Source organism: Candidatus Hadarchaeales archaeon, assembly GCA_038823825.1.
Taxonomy (GTDB): Archaea; Hadarchaeota; Hadarchaeia; order Hadarchaeales; family Hadarchaeaceae; genus JAVZGN01.
Genome location: JAWBCC010000001.1, coordinates 1 through 16,942, shown reverse-complemented (window position 1 = coordinate 16,942; position 16,942 = coordinate 1). Strand labels below are relative to the sequence as shown.

The window sequence follows — 16,942 nt, the reverse complement described above, 5'->3', positions numbered from 1 at the left end:
CCTAACTAACAGTCACAACCAAATATGGCCGCTGAGAGGGAGTGCCCCACTCCTTTGAATACCAATATGGCTCCGCGCTGTTCCAGTCACTTCTCTCATCAACCATTCTAATAGCAATCGAAAGAATTCTATCACCCTTGTACTGGTTGTCCGCCCAATTTGTGATGTTCCAGACCTCCCAGAAGCCGGTCGAAGTTGGTGTGTAAATATAATTCTCGAGTGAGCCTATTGCTGGCTGGTTGTTCCAAGTTATCACCGATTCTGACCAGTCGTCGTTATCGACACGGTAGACTCCAACATTTCTGTTCGTGTCTCCCGGTTCTGTTCCTCCCTCACCATACTTGTAAAGATAGAGTTTTGCATCAATAATCGAGCCACCGCTCGGGATGGAAGAAAGATCAAATTTCAAGAAGGATCTTCTATAGAAACTCGGATTGGGTGCGGCTGCAGCGATATGAGTTTCGTTTCCATAGTTTGTGTCAGGTGAACTACTTTCTACTTTGGCATCAGCTGATGGATAGATGACCAGTGTCATGCTGCGCAGAACTTGTAGTCTTCTAGATTCTGACCAAACTGTTGTTCCCTCAAAAACTGCTCCGACCCGCCAATAGTAATTGTCCTGTGCGAGTTCGTTTTCGATGGTGCACTGATTAGCGTTTCCTGCAAGGTTTCTATTTTCATAGACTGGGGAGCTGAAGTCCGGATCGTTGTCTATTTGCAGAATGTGAGATTCTGCTCCTCCACCGGGAATCCAAGTGAAGGTCGGGGTGTTGTCAAAAGTCGTTGCATTGTTCTCGGGCGATAGGAGGACCGGCGCTCCACGTAGTTCGTAGTATTTTATCTCCAGGAATGGTATGTGGCCTAAAACTTCTTCCTTTGATTCAAACCAGGGTTCAACCGTGTTAGCCGGTTCAATTGTTCTAAGAATGATAGACACAATGTTATCCACACTCATCTGATTCTGTACCCAAGCCGTCACGTCCCACGAAATCCAACCGGTGGTTGAAATCGAATTCTCGCTAATCACTGGCCCGTTCTCAGGCTGCGTGTTCCAGGTCAATGTTGTCTCTTTCCAGTTGTCATTTTCAAGTCTACACGCGTAAACAACTTTGACCTGGTTGCCAGGATTAATTATTTCTCTGGCATAAACCCACAACCTCGCTTCTGAAATCTTCGCCTCCTTCGGTAAACTAGACATATCAAATTTGAGATATGATCTGCGATAGTATCCTGAAACTCCACTTACGGCCAATCTTTTCGGATTATTTTCCCCCATCGGAGTGTTCCGCTTCTCGTAATCCGTATACGTGTCTTCGATTGGGAGAAGTCTTTCCGTTACCGTTCTTGTTGAGGCGAGCTTTACTCCGAGATAAGGCCTCTGAGACCTGTTCTCCATATATTCCTCAGATCTGAAACTTGCCGAGCCCTGACTTATCGCGAGTACAAGCGAAAGCTTTCGGTCAATGTTGAACTGCGCTCTTGCCCATTGGGTAACATCTAGAGAAATCCATCCGTTCTCGCATTGAACATTGTCGATGATTTCTCCATAGGGCGGACGATTGTTCCAAACCAAACTGTTTTCCGTCCAAGCATCGTTTTCCACCCCGTATGCGATTACGTATGCTTGAGCGTTCTCGTAGACAAATAAGTTGAGCCTAGCCTCGCCGATTCCAAAGGTTGATGGTAAACCAGAAAGATCAAACTTCATGTACGTGAGTTTGATTGAAGAGGAACTATTCTCGATTTTGAGTTGGCTTTGCTGACCATAATTTGTGTTTGGATATACATTGTCAACAAATGTGTCATCACTCGGATATATACGCCAGACGAAGCCCGCTTTTCTGAGACCCTCCAAGATGTAGAAATTGTTCATCATCTCCTTCCATACTAGACCGCTAATGTAGGCTTCTGGTAATAGAACTTCCGGACCTTTGTTTATTCCGACGAAGTTCTCGCAGAACCAGCCTCGACCGGAGTTATAGCCCGAATCCATTGAATCCTTGAAGCCGTAGATGCCCCATATGTTCTCCCCGTAATGTTCGTAAATATAGCGGACATCTGGAACTGCAAAATCTGGGAAGAATGGAACCGAGCCTACAACAGCAGAGGGTGCTATTGTTCCACGGAATGGATCCCAGCCGAGATATCCCTCAGGCCCCTCACAGGCATTCCATCCCCAGAGATTGTCGTCATACTCTGGATAGTTTTCAGCCCAGTCTCTACAATATTCACGGTTGGCCAAGAGAGCGTTTACCATCGTGTCCCAGTAATCGACATAGTTATCGTGTTTATTCCTGAAATCTATCCAAGAGGCCGGAAAGTGATACAAGTAAGAAGTCGGTCTCATGTAACCGCCTGGACAGAGGAAAGTGTAATTTTCATAAGAAGCCCACTTGTATCCCGATCTCCAGACATCCCAACTGCTTCTTGGAAGTGGCTTCGTTGAGGAACCCAGACCGATTATCCCGGCTAGGATGTACTCGTCATAACCAAATCTTTCCCCGTAAAATCCGATCTCTGGAGACCAAGCTGCATCAAATGTTCCACTTGGTCTGACAAACCAATACCAATCAACTGCATTGAAGATCTCCTCGGCCAATGAAACAATTTGTTGGTTTTCTTTGAAATGTTCAGCCACATGGAGCACACCAGCCATTAGCATAGCCGTATCGATTATGGAAATCTCTGAAGTTCCGAAACGAGAACCGTTGTCAACGTGCAGGAAGTGGTAGGGCATTCCGTTAACCTTTTCCGCATTGTCTCTGAGAAATCTCAACGCTTTTAGCACTCTTTCCATCGCTTCTTGTCTGGATATCCAACCTCTGCTTTCTCCTACGCATATTGCTGAAAGGCCAAATCCAGTTGCTGCGATGCTTGCCATTTTATCTCTATTCTTGTCCGGGACCAACCCGGTCTGAGGGTTCATCTCCCTCCAGAAATAGAGGAAGGCTCTTTTCTGAGCCTCTTTGTAAACATCCCACTCGAAGAGAACCAAATCTATGTAAACCGTGCCACTGTTCGGCGAGGTGTCGAAGACTATATTCACTTGTCTGAGATTTTTCAGATCGAGGCCGGTGAAATCTGATAGCGGTATCGATATCTTCTGATAGGTTGTTCCTGGAACAGTAACATATATTGAACTCGTGTTGTTGGATGTATCTTTTAGTTCTACTTTGAATCTTTCCCCTCCACTCGCTCCCTTCACCCACATACAGAGATTTTCATAATCCGAGACGTCGTACCCAGTCTGATCGGGTCTCATGAAACTCCAGTATCCCACCCAACTCGCCGCGCCTCGGTTGTATGTTAATTTTAGAGCTCCAAGTCCCTCATAGGAATCTGTAACATACGATGCTGTTATCCATTCGGTTGGATCGCCTGGGTTTGGATCCATTGTTCCGTTGGATCCGCCGAGCCTGTTTGGGCCAAGACCACCGTTAAAATCATCAAAAACTAGACCAATTGGAGAGGGGGTGTATGGTGAAAACTGCGTAAAGACAATGTTGTCAATATATATCGTCCCAGAATATGGATAAGTGTCAAAGATGATGTTGACTTGTTTCACGTAATAGAGGTTTAAATCCGGAAAGTTGTAGAGAGGTATAACAAGCTCCCGCCAACTAGTGCTCAGACCGGACTCAAAACCAGGGACCATTGAAATGTAAACTGTCCTAACAGTGCCGAATTCATCCTTAAGTTCTATTTTGAAGTTTTCTCCTCCATTCTCACCTTTTACCCACATCCTTATGTCCGTAAACATGCCGATATCATATCCTTTCTGACTCGCGAGGAAAAAACTCCAGTAACCACACCATTGTCCGACTGGAACGCTGTACGAAATTTTAAGCGCATAGGTGCCTTCATAACCAGAAACAAAACTCAGGCTGGGGTCGTGGGCCCCATCGTATGACATTGCGCCGGCACCCCCACCAAGGTTCGTGCCTAGGACACCATCGTTGAAATCGTCATATCGCAGAATTCCTGGTAAACCGCCAACAACCATTGCTCCGAATTTCACGGTAAGACGAAAAAGTCCAGCACATAAAGAGACCACAAACAGTATTACCAACACGGATGGGATTATTTTCCAAACATTTTTCATTTGTCCCCTCTCTTTTCTCCCCGTTAAAAAAATAAAAATAATGGGAGGGACCGAAGACCTGATCCCCCCTCTCTACAGAACAATGTTGTCCAAGAACAACGAGAAGCCAGTATTTAGACCCCAGATCCAGTAGTCGCCTGGATTAGCATTGACATCAGCCAGAACCACTTTGACCACTCTTGTTTGCCCAGCGTTAAGATCTAGCCTCTTGTAGTTGGCACCATAATCCGAGTCCGGTAGCTCGTTTCCTGTGGCATTATCATAGAGACCTGACCAGACCTTACCTCCGCTTACGTCAAACACTGTTGAGTAAACTGCAACTCCCTGGAACCTACCAGACTGGTTCGTGAAGCTTATCCAGAACGTTGTCTCTCCGCCATCCGGAATCGGTATATTTTCCGAGTTATCAACTCCGATAAACTGCCATGTTATTGGCGCAGAAACTACCGTGGCTCCAAACCTCACGGTTAATCTAAGCGCAGCGACGGCCAGTCCTACGCTTGCAATCAGGGCGATGACTGCTATCCAACCGGCTCTCGTCAGAGTTCTTCCATTCCTAAACTGCATTTTTTCACCTCAGAACAACTTCTCTTAGTTGTCCTTAAAAAGAAACTCTAAACTCGGAGTTTTTCGAAAATTTGCGAAAGGTTAATAATCCGTTCCCTGTACACAAATATGCTTATATATGCCTAGACTCGACACGCTTTTATCTTTCGTGGATGTAGATAAGGAAGGGCTTGTGAGTGAAAAATTCCATAAAAAAATAGAGACGTTGCGCGAAAAGAAGGGAACTCCGATTGTTTTAGCTCTCGATTTTTTGCCAGACTACACCGAATCCTTTTGCAACAAAAAAGAATCTCTGAAAAAACTTGAAGCTCTGCTATTGGAGTTAGAAGACTATGTATCCGGAATCAAAATCGGTTTACCACTTCTGCTTTCGTTGGGACTTGACGGAATAAAACGGCTGACAAGAGAGCATACCAAAAGGTACTTCTTCATCTGCGACACGAAGATGGCGGACATTGGGCACATAAACGTGCTGACGGCGGGGTTGCTCTTCGATGCCGGTTTTGACGGAATAATCGCTCACGCCGCCATAGGAGCCAAAGATGGTTTGATCCCGGTAGTGAAATTGGCAAAAAAGAAGGATAGAGGAGTTTTGGGGCTATGCGCGATGAGTCATGCAGGAGCGAACGATTTCCTCAACAAGAACTTTTTGAAACTCCTTCTGATTGCCGACTCTGCAGGAGTCGATGGCTTCGTGCTTCCTGCAAGCAGACCAGACATCATTAGGAAGGCTAGGAAGATGTTTGATAAGCCGATTTTTTCGCCGGGGGTCGGAGCTCAGGGTACTCCATTCGGATCAGCAATAGTCGCCGGATCGGACTTTGAGATAATAGGCAGGTCGATAACTGAGAGTTCCGAACCAGCTAAGAAAGCAAAAGAGATCTTGGAGGCGATCAGGAATGCCAAGAGATGAAATTTACTTAAAGCTAGCCGAGCTCGGATGTATTATGACTGGCGAGTTTAGGCTTTCTTCAGGTAGAATCAGCCCATACTATATCAACCTGAGAAAGATTATTTCTTACCCAGCCATCTTCGACGAGATTACGAATGATTACGTAGAAATTATAAAAACGCTGGGGGAGTTTGACAGAGTCGCTGGTGTCGCAACCGCGGGCATACCAATTGCCACAATTGTTGCTTACAAACTGAAAAAACCCCTGATTTACGTCAGAAAAGAAAAAAAGACCCATGGGACCGAGAGCGAGATCGAGGGTGAATTGGAACCTGGAAATAGGGTTATCCTGGTTGACGATGTGGCTACCACTGGAGAAAGCTTGTTGAAAGCCGCTCTCTCGATTAAAGAAAAAGGCGGAATTTTGAGATACGCCGTTGTGTTTGTGGATAGAGAAGAAGGAGCCGAACAAAATCTCAAAAAAGAAGGAATAACGCTCGTTTCCTTATCCAAGGTAAGTGAGATATTTTCTAGACTCTATTTACTTGGAAGCATGGGACGAGAGAATTATGAACTCGTAATGAGATATCTGGAGGAGAGGAGATGTTCAAAAACAGAGATGTGATTTCCATACTGGATTTCAGCGATGCCGAACTCAAGAAAATATTTGAGGTTTCGAAAAAAATGGAAAAAACCATGAAAAAAGGAAGCTCTGTGTTAAAAGGAAAAATTCTCGCCAATGCCTTTTTTGAACCTAGCACTAGAACGAAGTTAAGTTTTGAGACGGCAATGCACAAGCTTGGCGGCTCCGTTATTGGATTTACAGATATAGAGGCGACTTCGATTGCGAAGGGGGAAAACTTGGCTGATACCATCAGAATGCTGGATGCTTATGCGGATGTCATCGCAATTCGACATAAAGTGGAAGGTGCGGCGAAACTTGCTGCTGAAATCGCTGACGCTCCTGTGATAAACGCAGGAGATGGTACAAAAAATCATCCAACACAAGCGATGGTCGATCTTTACACCGTCTGGAAAGAATTCGGAAGGATCGATGGACTGAACTTCGTATTGATGGGGGATCTGAGATATGGAAGAGCTGTCGCATCATTTCTTTACGCTTTGACAAAATTCAAACCGAGAAAAATATATCTCGTGTCTCCGCCGTTGCTCAAACCCAGAAAGGAACTCGAAGAGCACCTCACAAAATCTGGGGTGAATTTTGAAATAAGAGAAAATCTCCAAGACATTATACAAGAGACAGATGTTCTATATGTGACGAGAATACAGCGTGAAAGGTTTCCGGATCCTGCGGAATACGAAAAGGTCAAGGGTTCATATAGGGTGGATTTGGAGACCATCAAAAACGCAAAAGATGGAATGATAATAATGCACCCGCTGCCCAGAGTTGGTGAAATAGCTCTTGAAGTTGATACTCATAAATCTGCGAGATATTTCCAACAAGCAGCAAATGGGGTTCCAGTAAGAATGGCTTTGTTGTATCTTTTGCTCGAGGGAGAAAAATGAAAGAGGAAGGAAACAAACTCATAGTCAGGAGAATAAAAAATGGTACCGTAATAGATCACATTCCTGGAGGACAGGCGCTGAACGTCCTAAAAATTCTTGGAATAACTGGAGAAGAAGGATATACCGTGGCTCTTCTCATGAATGTCAGAAGTAAAAAAATTGGAAAAAAAGACATTGTAAAAATAGAAAATCGGGAATTAGACCCGAAAGAAGTAGATAAAATTGCTCTTCTGGCGCCCGAGGCAACGATAAATACAATTAGAGACTATTCCGTGGTGAAAAAAACGAAGGTGAAACTTCCAAGCATAATAAAGGAAATCGTGACATGCGTAAATCCAAATTGTATAACAAACAAGCAGGGAGAACCAGTGGTTCCTACTTTTAAGGTAGTTTCGAGTGAACCACTAGTTTTGTGCTGCGAGTATTGCGGCACATACGTAAATCAGAATGACATAATCGAACAATACTCGCGAGCTGCTGCTAAGCGGTGAGAGAATTGAAAAACGTTGATCCTTATCTGCAATTCGCACCCAGAGCCTGCAAAATAAAACGTGTGAAGGAAGAAGCTTCAAACATCAAGTCTTTTTACTTACAATACGCTGGACAAAAACCCTCGCCGGGGCAGTTTTTTATGATCTGGGCTCCCGGAGGGGAAGAGATCCCTATCTCCGCATCCGGTTTCGAGCAAAACATATTGAGACTAACTGTCGCTGCTGTCGGGAAAACCACTGAGCTTATGATGAACCTTAAAAAAGGCGATATTTTGCTTTTGCGTGGCCCATTCGGACGTGGTTTTTCGCTGAACGGTTACAAAAAAGTAATGCTAGTCGCGGGAGGATACGGAGCTTCTCCTCTTATCTATGCTCTAAAGTCTATCAGAGAAAATCGGGGTGAGTGTTGGTATGTGGTCGGAGCAAAAAAATCTGAAGAGCTTCTCTTCATTCATGAAGCTAAAAAACTCGGAGCGAAAGTCGAAGTCGCCACAGAAGATGGTTCCGCTGGATATAAAGGGCTCGTAACCGAGCTGTTCGAGAATCTTTTGAACAAAATCAAACCTGAATGCGTGCTAACTTGTGGACCTGAAATGATGATGAAAAAAATTTTAGAAATCGCACTGAAAAAGGGCATCCATGTACAGGCTTCCTTAGAGAGATATATGAAGTGTGGATTTGGAATATGCGGCTCCTGCGTTCTCGACCCAGTCGGATTAAGGGTGTGCATAGACGGTCCGGTCTTCTGCGCTAGGGAACTTTTAAACACGGATTTCGGCAGATTCTCCAGAGATGCTGCTGGAAGGAGGGTGCCAATCTGAGCCTCGTAGTCAGCGGCAAAATCTACACATCTACCAAAATAATCGACGGCAGCATCCTCATAGAAAATGGAAAAATCGCCAGAATCAGGAAGAACCTTGAAGGTGAGGAAAAGTTAGATTTCCGGAGAAAGGGAAACCTTATTTTACCTGGACTAATCGATATGCATGTTCATCTTAGAGATTTTAAACTCGACTATAAAGAAGACTTTGAAACCGGTACGATGGCTGCGGCGATGGGCGGATTTACAGTCGTGTGCGATATGCCAAACACCATACCTCCGATCAATAAACCTTCGGTGCTAAGAAAGAGAGAAAAAATCGCTAGGAAAAAAAGCTTTGTTGACTACGGACTGTATTATGGAGTTCCAAAAAAACTTGAACATTTGACGGAAGAAGTTGTAGATTTGGCGATTGGTCTAAAGATTTTCATGCATAGAGAATTCTATTCACAAGAAAACCATGAGCTGATGAGAAAAATCTTGGATTTCGCTTCAAGAAAGAACATGCTAGTGGTTGCGCATGCGGAGAGACCAGAACCTGTTAGACACACTAAATTCGGTCCAATAAGACTACCTGAGGCTGAAGCCGGGGCGATTGAGGATATAACCGAGCTCTCCAGAAAAGTTGGATTTAAGTTGCATGTCACACATATCTCGTCTACCAGAGGGGCGGAGATTTTCTCGAAAAAGAAAAGTCTGTTACCGCTCACCGGTGATACTTGTCCACACTATCTTCTGCTTACGGAAAAGGACGTTGAAAAAATAGGAAAAATCGCACGAGTTGAACCTTCACTCAGAAGCGAGAGAGACAGAAAATTTCTACTGGAGAAACTACAGAAGGGAGTTATAGACTGTGTAACATCAGATCATGCGCCACATTCGTTAGAAGAAAAACTGGCAGACCCACCAGCATCCGGATTTCCTTCACTTGAGACAACGGTTCCGCTTTTGCTCACTATGGTAAAGAAAGACATGTTGCGACTGGAGGATTTTGTCAGAACATGCTCGAGCAGGCCTGCCAGAATTCTTGGACTGAAGCACTTTGGAGAAATCAAGGAGGGAATGACCGCAAATCTCACCGTGGTGGATCTGGAAAAAGAGTGGAAAATCGATCCTTCAAATTTCATCAGTAAGGCAAAGTTCAGTCCGTTCGCAGGAACGAAGGTCATCGGCGTTCCTATCGCCACACTCGTGAGAGGAAAGTTAGTAATGTTTGAGAGAGAAATAGTTGGAAGAAGAGGATGGGGAAGAAATGTCAAAACTTTCGGTTAAGATTGGCAGATTGAAGTTGCGGAATCCGATCATGTTGGCAGCAGGAATCCTCTCAAACGGTCCTCTTTTGAAACAGGCAGCACTGGCTGGCGCCGGAGCAGTTGTGACAAAAAGTCTAACTGTGGAAAAACGGGAAGGAAGCAATACACCAGCCGTAATAGGAGTGCGGGGCGGATTTCTTAATAACATCGGAATCGCAAACCCTGGTTACATAGATTTCTTGTCATATGATCTTCCGATAGCGAAAGAAGGAGGAGTTCCAGTAATCGTCAGTGTGGCCGGATTCAGCGAAAACGAATTCGTCAAAATATGCGGAGCGGCTGATGATTGCGGGGCCGATGCTGTTGAACTAAATCTTTCCTGCCCAAACGTCAAAAGAGGAGGACTCGAATTCGGCCGAGAACCAGAAGTTGTTAAAAGAATAGTCCGAAGGGTTAAGGATAACGTCACTATCCCGGTTTTCGTCAAACTTGGCTTGACCGACAGATTAGTTGAAGTCGGAGAGTCTGCCCAGAAAGCCGGAGCCGATGGTGTGGTTGCGATAAACACTATTACCGGCATGGCTATAGACGTGCACACGAGAAGTCCAATTCTTTCGGAAATCTATGGGGGGCTTTCCGGCCCGGCTATTCATCCGATAGCGTTGAGATGCGTCCATCAACTTCACAAACGGCTTTCCATACCGATAGTTGGTTGTGGTGGAGTAGAAACATGGGAAGATGCTGTAGAATTCATCTTGGCCGGAGCTACCGCCGTTCAGGTAGGGTCTGCCATAGCAGTAAAGGGCCTTTCGATCTTTAGGGAAATCTGCAGAGGCATTGAAAAATATCTGGAAAACCTAGGGCTCAAGAATATAAGTGCGATAGAAAAACTGAGGGTGTAGGACCATGAAGTACATAGTAGTTACCGGAGGGGTAATGAGCGGACTTGGAAAAGGAATAACAACAGCATCCATCGGAAAGCTTCTTCAATCGCACGGCTTTTCTGTAACTGCAATAAAAATTGACCCCTATCTGAATGTCGACGCTGGAACGATGAATCCCTTTGAGCATGGAGAGATATTTGTAACCGAGGACGGTGGAGAAATAGACCTCGATATGGGTCACTACGAAAGATTTTTGAATATCAATCTTACAAAGCATCACAACATAACGACGGGGCAGATCTATGGAAAAATTATAGAGAGGGAGAGAAAGGGGGAATATCTCGGAAAGACGGTGCAGATAATTCCTCACGTGACAGATCTCATCAAAGAAAGAATAAGAAGAGTTGCGGGGGACAGCGGGGCTGAGATTTGTTTGGTCGAAATCGGGGGAACGGTTGGAGATATCGAGAGCATGCCGTTTCTCGAAGCTGTCAGGCAGATGAGACTCGAAGAGGGATCAACCAATGTTGTTTTTGTTCATGTTACCCTAGTGCCGGTTTTGGATGTGGTCGGCGAACAAAAGACAAAACCTACGCAACATAGTGTGAAAGAGTTGCGTGAGCTTGGAATAATGCCAGACATAATAGTTTGCAGATGTAAAACTCCCCTCACGAAGGAGGCCAGAAGGAAGATCTCGCTTTTCTGCAATGTGCCCCCCGATGCTGTCGTTAGCGCACCGGATGTTGACAATATCTACGCCGTTCCGCTTATTTTGAAGGAAGAGAGGATGGATAATCTTTTGCTTAGGCTTTTATCTCTGAGGTCTAGGAGCGAGGATCTCACCGAATGGAAAAGAATTGTGGAACAGATGGATAGAGCTGATAAAGAAGTTATGATTGCTATGATCGGGAAATATGTCCGATTTGCGGATACTTATCTAAGCATAAATGAAGCACTTAAACATGCTGGTGGGATAAACAACTGCAAGGTGAAAATAAACTGGATCGAGGCTGAGGAACTTGAAACGGCGAATCCAGAGAAGATTTTAGCAGAATATGACGGAATACTGGTTCCGGGGGGTTTCGGGAAGCGGGGGTCCGAAGGCAAAATTTCAGCTATCTCATATGCGAGAGAGAAAAACATACCATTTTTGGGTCTCTGCTTCGGGTTTCAATTAGCCATTGTAGAGTTTGCACGTCACATTGGACTGAAAGACGCGAACAGCACCGAAATCGACCCGAACACTCCTCACCCCGTCATCGATCTCCTGCCTGAACAAAAGAAGATCACTGAGATGGGGGGGACTATGAGGCTCGGAGCTCAAGAGGTTTTGGTGAAGCCTGGAACACTTGCTTTCAAGATCTATGGGAAAGATAGAATATTCGAGAGGCATAGACATAGATACGAGGTCAATCCCGCATATTTCGAGATTCTTGAAAAGGGCGGAATCATTTTCTCTGGAAAGACTCCAGATGGTAAAGCGGAGATAATCGAGCTTCCAAACCATTGTTTCTTCATTGCTACACAATTCCATCCTGAGTTCAAATCTAGGCCCGGTAAGCCGGCTCCAGTTTTTGATGCATTCATCAAGGCGGCGATAGAAAAACGCGAAGAAAAGAGGAGAACAACATGAAGATAAAACGTGCACTTGTAAGCGTCTACAACAAGACGGGGATTGTTGACTTTTGTAAGGAACTGCAAAAGCTCGGAATAGAGATAATATCCACAGGACGAACTGCAAAATTGCTGAGAGAAAATGGGATCAGAGTACTTGAGGTTTCAGAAATTACAAAATTCCCAGAAATGCTGGATGGAAGGGTAAAAACCCTCCATCCGAAAATTCATGGCGGAATTCTTGCCATCAGAGATAAAGATGAACACATTCGGCAAATACGAGAGCAGGGAATAGAACCAATTGACCTAGTGGTGGTCAATCTCTATCCTTTTGAGGAAGTCGTCGCAAAAGGGGCAAGTCTGGAAGAGGCTATTGAGAATATCGACATAGGTGGACCAGCTATGGTGCGTTCTGCTGCAAAAAATTATAAATATGTTGGAGTCATCGTGGATCCAGAAGATTACCCAAAAATTTTAGAAGAAATCAGAAACACCGGTGAACTGAGCGAAAAAACTAGGGAGATGCTCGCGGTCAAGGCATTCTTGCACACAGCGAGATATGATGCGATTATCTCGAACTACTTGGGGAGCGTTTTTGAATATGGAGATTTTCCCGAAATCTTCAACCTTTCTTATAGGAAAATCGCGATGTTAAGATATGGAGAAAACCCCCACCAGAGAGGTGTCTTGTATTCTGATGGGAGTAAAAAAGGTATCGCAAACGCCGAATTTTTACAGGGGAAAGAACTTTCATACAACAATCTGCTAGATGCAGAAGCCGGCTGGAAACTTGTGAACGAATTCAAAGAACCCGCGGCTGTGATAATAAAACATGGGAACCCCTGTGGTGTTGCTTGCGCTTCAGATCTGCAAGAAGCATATTCCAAAGCGTACGAGTGTGATCCAGTATCGGCTTATGGCGGAATAGTTGCCGTGAATGGAAAAGTGACTCCTCCACTTGCCGAAAAAATAATCTCTGTCTTTCTTGAGGTTCTATGCGCACCGGATTACGACAAAGAAGCTTTGAAGATTTTAGAGAAAAAGCCAAACTTGCGGGTGCTTCGGGTTAGCGGAGATTTCGAGCGCATTGGGATAAGACAGATTTCTGGAGGGCTGCTTGTTCAGGATGAAGATCTGGTCGACTTAAAACCAGAGGAGTTAAAAGTTGTAACAAAAAAGAAACCTGGAACTAAAGAACTTGAAGACTTGCTTTTTGCTTGGAAAGTCGTCAAACATGTAAAATCAAATGCCATCGTCTTGGCAAAAGATAAACAAACGGTTGGAATCGGAGCCGGACAGATGAGTAGAGTAGATTCTACGGAGATTGCGATAAGAAAAGCTGGAGAGAGAAGCAAGGGGAGTGTTCTTGCCTCCGATGGCTTTATCCCGTTTCCAGATACCGTTCAGAAAGCAGCGGAGGCTGGAGTAACTGCGATCATACAGCCGGGAGGCTCTATTAGAGATCAGCAGATAATAGATGCAGCAGATGATCTGGGAATTTCGATGGTTTTCACCGGAATCAGGCATTTCAGACATTAGAGTTTTTCGATGGACTCGCTAGGAAGCAGAATATCGTGGGGCTTCGTCTCCTCGATTCCGGCTGCGGTTAGTAGACCAAACCTTGCTTTTGCCCACAGATCCCTGATGTTTTTTGCGCCAGCATAACCCATCGCTGCGCGTAGACCATCACAAAGTTCCTTGAGAACTGTGCTCACCTCACCCCTGTAAGGAACCCATCCCTCTACCCCTTCCGCTATTCCCTTTGCTGGCATGCTGTAGCGGTCTAATGAGTATCTTTTCGCCAAGGCGGAGGGGCTGCCCATTCCACGATATTGTTTGTAATATCTCCCACCAATTGCCATCAAGGTGCCAGGCGCTTCTTTACATCTCGCAAAGAGATTCCCGGCCATAACCGCAGAAGCTCCTGCTGCTAGAGCTAGAGCAGCATCGCCTGGTCCTCTCACACCACCATCGGCAATCACCGGTATATCGCAGCCATAATCCGCCAAAGCATCAGCGATTTGAGCTACAGCAAAAAGTGTTGGCGCTCCAGCTTTTGTCACCTCCGACGTTACGCATATCGAACCAGAGCCTACTCCAACGCGTAAACCCGCCACCCCTTCGAGTTGTGTAATCGTGTCCACGGCGGCTTCATATGTTCCAATGTTTCCTACTATCACATCGGCGTTCACCTCTTGAAGAAGCTTCTTCGTTGCTTGGATAACTCGCACATTGTGGAAATGGGCAACATCGGTCACTAGGATATCGACATATTTATCCAGTTTTTTTGCCCGTTCTATGTCGAAGGGAGAAATCGCTGCTGCACAGAGAAGCTGTCCTTCTTCATCGCGTGCTGCGTTCGGATATTTGCCTCGAAGTGAGATATCCTTAAACGTTATCAAACCTTTTAGCTCTCCACTCTCGTTAACTATGGGGAGCTTTTCTATCCGGTGCCTGTGCAAAATTTCCTTGGCCTTTTCGATGTCGATGTCCTCCCCCGCTGTAATCACATCCTTCGTCATAACATCGCGAACTTTAAGATGAGCATCGGCGAACCTCACATCCCGCCCGGTGATTATCCCGACAAGTTTCCTACCCTCTACAACAGGCAGCCCGGAAATTTGATGAATTCTCATAAGTTCAACGGCCTCTGCAACAGTTTGATCCGGAGATACCGTAACAACGTCTCGAATTATCAGTGCTTCAGCGCGTTTCACCCTTTTCGCCATTTCCACCTGCTCTTCCACGGAGCAGTTGCGATGCAAAACTCCTAAACCTCCTTCTCTGGCTATGGCGATCGCCATCTCGCTTTCTGTAACGGTGTCCATCGGAGAGGAGACGAATGGGATGTTTAGTTTATAATTCTTCGAAACTTTTGTGCTTACATCCACTTCGGCAGGCTCAACTTCCGCCAGACCAGGCAGAAGGATGACATCACGGAAAGTGACAGCCACCCCGGCCATTTTGAGCTTTTCGGTGAACTTCCCCATCTTTACCACCTTATTTTATGAAAACTTCTCAGCAAAAGGTTAAAAAGGATGCTTTCCAATACTTCTAGAGTCAAATGGATGCTGTGAGGTTCATAGAGGAAAAGAAGGAGTGGATCAGAAGAACGGTTGGAGAGGATAAAGCTGTTGTTGCCACGTCGGGCGGCGTGGACAGTATGACTACTGCTGTCCTTGGACATAAAGCCCTCGGGGAAAAGCTCAGCGTCGTTTTTTTGGATGACGGATTGATGAGAAAAAAGGAACCAGAACAAGTAAAGAAGACTTTGGCTTCATTGGGGATCAAACTTAAAATTTATGATGTGAAGGACAAATTTTTTTCTGCCCTAAAGGGTAAAACTGACCCGGAAGAAAAGAGGAAAGCTTTCAGGGAAACTTTCTACACAACTTTTGCGGAAATCTCGAAGGAATTGGGTGCAAAATATCTGTTGCAGGGAACCATAGCAGCAGATGTGATCGAAACCCGCAAGGGTGTAAAAACTCAGCATAATGTTCTTGAACAGATAGGGATCTCCCCCTTGGAAAAGTATGGTTTCGTGGTGCTTGAGCCCCTGAAGGATCTCTTCAAACCACAGGTTAGAGAAATCGCCAAAGCTCTTGGACTCCCCAATGAAGTCGTGAACCGCAGACCATTCCCCGGACCAGGTCTGGCGATAAGAGTCATAGGAGAAGTGACACCAGAAAGAGTTGAGATTGTTCGCGAAGCTACAGCCGTTGTGGAGGAGGAAACAAAAGAAATTGATTGCTTCCAAGCCTTTGCCATCCTGCTTAACGACAAGGCCACCGGCGTCACAAAGAAAGGACGTAAGTATGGGGATATCATCGTTGTGAGAGTTGTACAATCGAAAGATGCGATGGAGGCTCAAGCCGTTGAACTGCCCTGGAAAGTTTTGCAAAGGATTGAGAAAAAGATCAGAGAAAGGCTGCCCTCAGTTACACATGTTCTCTACGACCTGACTGGGAAACCGCCCGCCACAATAGAGTTTGAGTAGTGAGAATCTCTATTCGCTAAGTTTTAATCCGCAAGTAGAATGTGTTCGTGTAGTCTCCTGGAACTGCGTCGGCAGGTATGTCGAGTCTCCACTGAATCTGCTTCTGAACATCTTCACCGTAGGAGACATTGCTCCAGACTGCTTGGTAAGTCGTACTCAGAGCCACCCAATCTCCTTCTCCCTTCGCCTTCGTTGCGCTCGCAGGCATCGTGTCAGCACCCTTCACCCAGTCACCTGCTGCTTTGACTTCTAAGTAGAAGTTCTCGTTTGCCGTCACTGTTGCAGTTATAGGACTCTCGCTCGCATAAACACTTTCACCCTGCTTACCACTGAAAGTGAGCGTGCTTTTGTCAACAGACATTTCTAGATAAACAGCCATTATTATTGCATCCGTCCTCTTCAGCTCGGATTGTAGACCAAATTTGTCTGTAACCCTAACGGCAATATCCCAGCTTCCAGGAACAGCTGTTTTGGCCACTCTTACTTTGAAAGTTGTTATGTACGATTTTGTTTGCGAGTTTTCGACCATTGAACTCCCCGCGGGATCTATGTATGGCGATCCAGTTGGGCATGAGAATTCCCATGTCCCGTTACTCTTGTTCGCTAACCAAGTGTAGCTGAAACGTGCATTATTGGAGTAAGTTGGCTCTAGAATCGTTGCTCGATACCTCCAGAAACTGCTATCGGTCGCTCCTCTAATCATATACAAATACGTACCGTCGAAAGCAAGTCTATCGTTCGCGTTTGTTACTGTTGCGGGAAAACTCGAAACATTTTCCCACCTGTTCTCGGAAA

General features: G+C 45.4%; 14 protein-coding genes. 10 read left to right on the top strand and 4 right to left on the bottom strand.

The window, feature by feature from the left end; all coding sequences use genetic code 11:
• Window position 1 precedes the first annotated feature (1 nt).
• Both QXF64_00070 and QXF64_00065 read right to left on the bottom strand, forming a co-directional pair.
• A complete protein-coding gene (locus tag QXF64_00070) occupies window positions 2–4,102 on the bottom strand; it encodes a DNRLRE domain-containing protein (GenBank protein MEM1688895.1) in 4,101 nt (1,366 codons plus the stop codon).
• A gap of 72 nt (window positions 4,103–4,174) precedes the next feature.
• The gene (locus QXF64_00065) at window positions 4,175–4,669 is read right to left on the bottom strand and encodes a hypothetical protein (GenBank protein MEM1688894.1); all 495 of its coding nucleotides are present in this window, start codon (window positions 4,667–4,669) and stop codon (window positions 4,175–4,177) included.
• A 118-nt stretch (window positions 4,670–4,787) separates the two neighbouring features.
• Between QXF64_00065 and QXF64_00060 the strand changes: the two genes are divergently transcribed.
• Genes QXF64_00060 through purH form a run of 9 tightly spaced genes read left to right on the top strand, consistent with a single transcriptional unit; the run spans window position 4,788 to window position 13,689 of the window.
• A complete protein-coding gene (locus QXF64_00060) occupies window positions 4,788–5,582 on the top strand; it encodes an orotidine 5'-phosphate decarboxylase / HUMPS family protein (protein ID MEM1688893.1) in 795 nt (264 codons plus the stop codon).
• The gene (gene pyrE, locus QXF64_00055; protein ID MEM1688892.1) at window positions 5,569–6,186 is read left to right on the top strand and encodes an orotate phosphoribosyltransferase; all 618 of its coding nucleotides are present in this window, start codon (window positions 5,569–5,571) and stop codon (window positions 6,184–6,186) included. Before QXF64_00060 ends, pyrE begins: the two co-directional genes overlap by 14 nt.
• Window positions 6,165–7,088, top strand: a complete 924-nt coding sequence (gene pyrB / locus QXF64_00050) for an aspartate carbamoyltransferase (protein ID MEM1688891.1) — start codon at window positions 6,165–6,167, stop codon at window positions 7,086–7,088. Before pyrE ends, pyrB begins: the two co-directional genes overlap by 22 nt.
• On the top strand, window positions 7,085–7,579 hold the full coding sequence (gene pyrI / locus QXF64_00045; GenBank protein MEM1688890.1) for an aspartate carbamoyltransferase regulatory subunit: 495 nt from the start codon (window positions 7,085–7,087) through the stop codon (window positions 7,577–7,579). Before pyrB ends, pyrI begins: the two co-directional genes overlap by 4 nt.
• On the top strand, window positions 7,576–8,400 hold the full coding sequence (locus QXF64_00040; GenBank protein MEM1688889.1) for a dihydroorotate dehydrogenase electron transfer subunit: 825 nt from the start codon (window positions 7,576–7,578) through the stop codon (window positions 8,398–8,400). Before pyrI ends, QXF64_00040 begins: the two co-directional genes overlap by 4 nt.
• Entirely contained in the window at window positions 8,361–9,671 is a 1,311-nt protein-coding gene (locus QXF64_00035; GenBank protein MEM1688888.1) for a dihydroorotase family protein, read from the top strand. Before QXF64_00040 ends, QXF64_00035 begins: the two co-directional genes overlap by 40 nt.
• Window positions 9,628–10,554 (top strand): dihydroorotate dehydrogenase, encoded by a 927-nt coding sequence (locus QXF64_00030; GenBank protein ID MEM1688887.1) that lies wholly within the window; start codon window positions 9,628–9,630, stop codon window positions 10,552–10,554. Before QXF64_00035 ends, QXF64_00030 begins: the two co-directional genes overlap by 44 nt.
• Window positions 10,555–10,558: 4 nt before the next feature.
• The gene (gene pyrG, locus QXF64_00025; protein MEM1688886.1) at window positions 10,559–12,169 is read left to right on the top strand and encodes a CTP synthase (glutamine hydrolyzing); all 1,611 of its coding nucleotides are present in this window, start codon (window positions 10,559–10,561) and stop codon (window positions 12,167–12,169) included.
• Window positions 12,166–13,689, top strand: coding sequence for a bifunctional phosphoribosylaminoimidazolecarboxamide formyltransferase/IMP cyclohydrolase (gene purH, locus QXF64_00020; protein MEM1688885.1), 1,524 nt, complete (start codon window positions 12,166–12,168; stop codon window positions 13,687–13,689). Before pyrG ends, purH begins: the two co-directional genes overlap by 4 nt.
• Here purH and guaB read toward each other — a convergent pair.
• Entirely contained in the window at window positions 13,686–15,140 is a 1,455-nt protein-coding gene (gene guaB / locus QXF64_00015; GenBank protein ID MEM1688884.1) for an IMP dehydrogenase, read from the bottom strand. The genes purH and guaB overlap by 4 nt on opposite strands.
• Before the next feature lie 74 nt (window positions 15,141–15,214).
• Here guaB and guaA point away from each other — a divergent pair, with 74 nt between their 5' ends.
• Window positions 15,215–16,147: a glutamine-hydrolyzing GMP synthase gene (guaA, locus tag QXF64_00010; protein MEM1688883.1), complete on the top strand. Its 933-nt coding sequence runs from the start codon at window positions 15,215–15,217 to the stop codon at window positions 16,145–16,147.
• 16 nt (window positions 16,148–16,163) lie between these two features.
• Here the strand turns inward: guaA and QXF64_00005 are convergent.
• Window positions 16,164–16,942, bottom strand: a 779-nt coding sequence (locus tag QXF64_00005; GenBank protein ID MEM1688882.1) for a hypothetical protein, incomplete at its 5' end; no start/stop codon positions are given.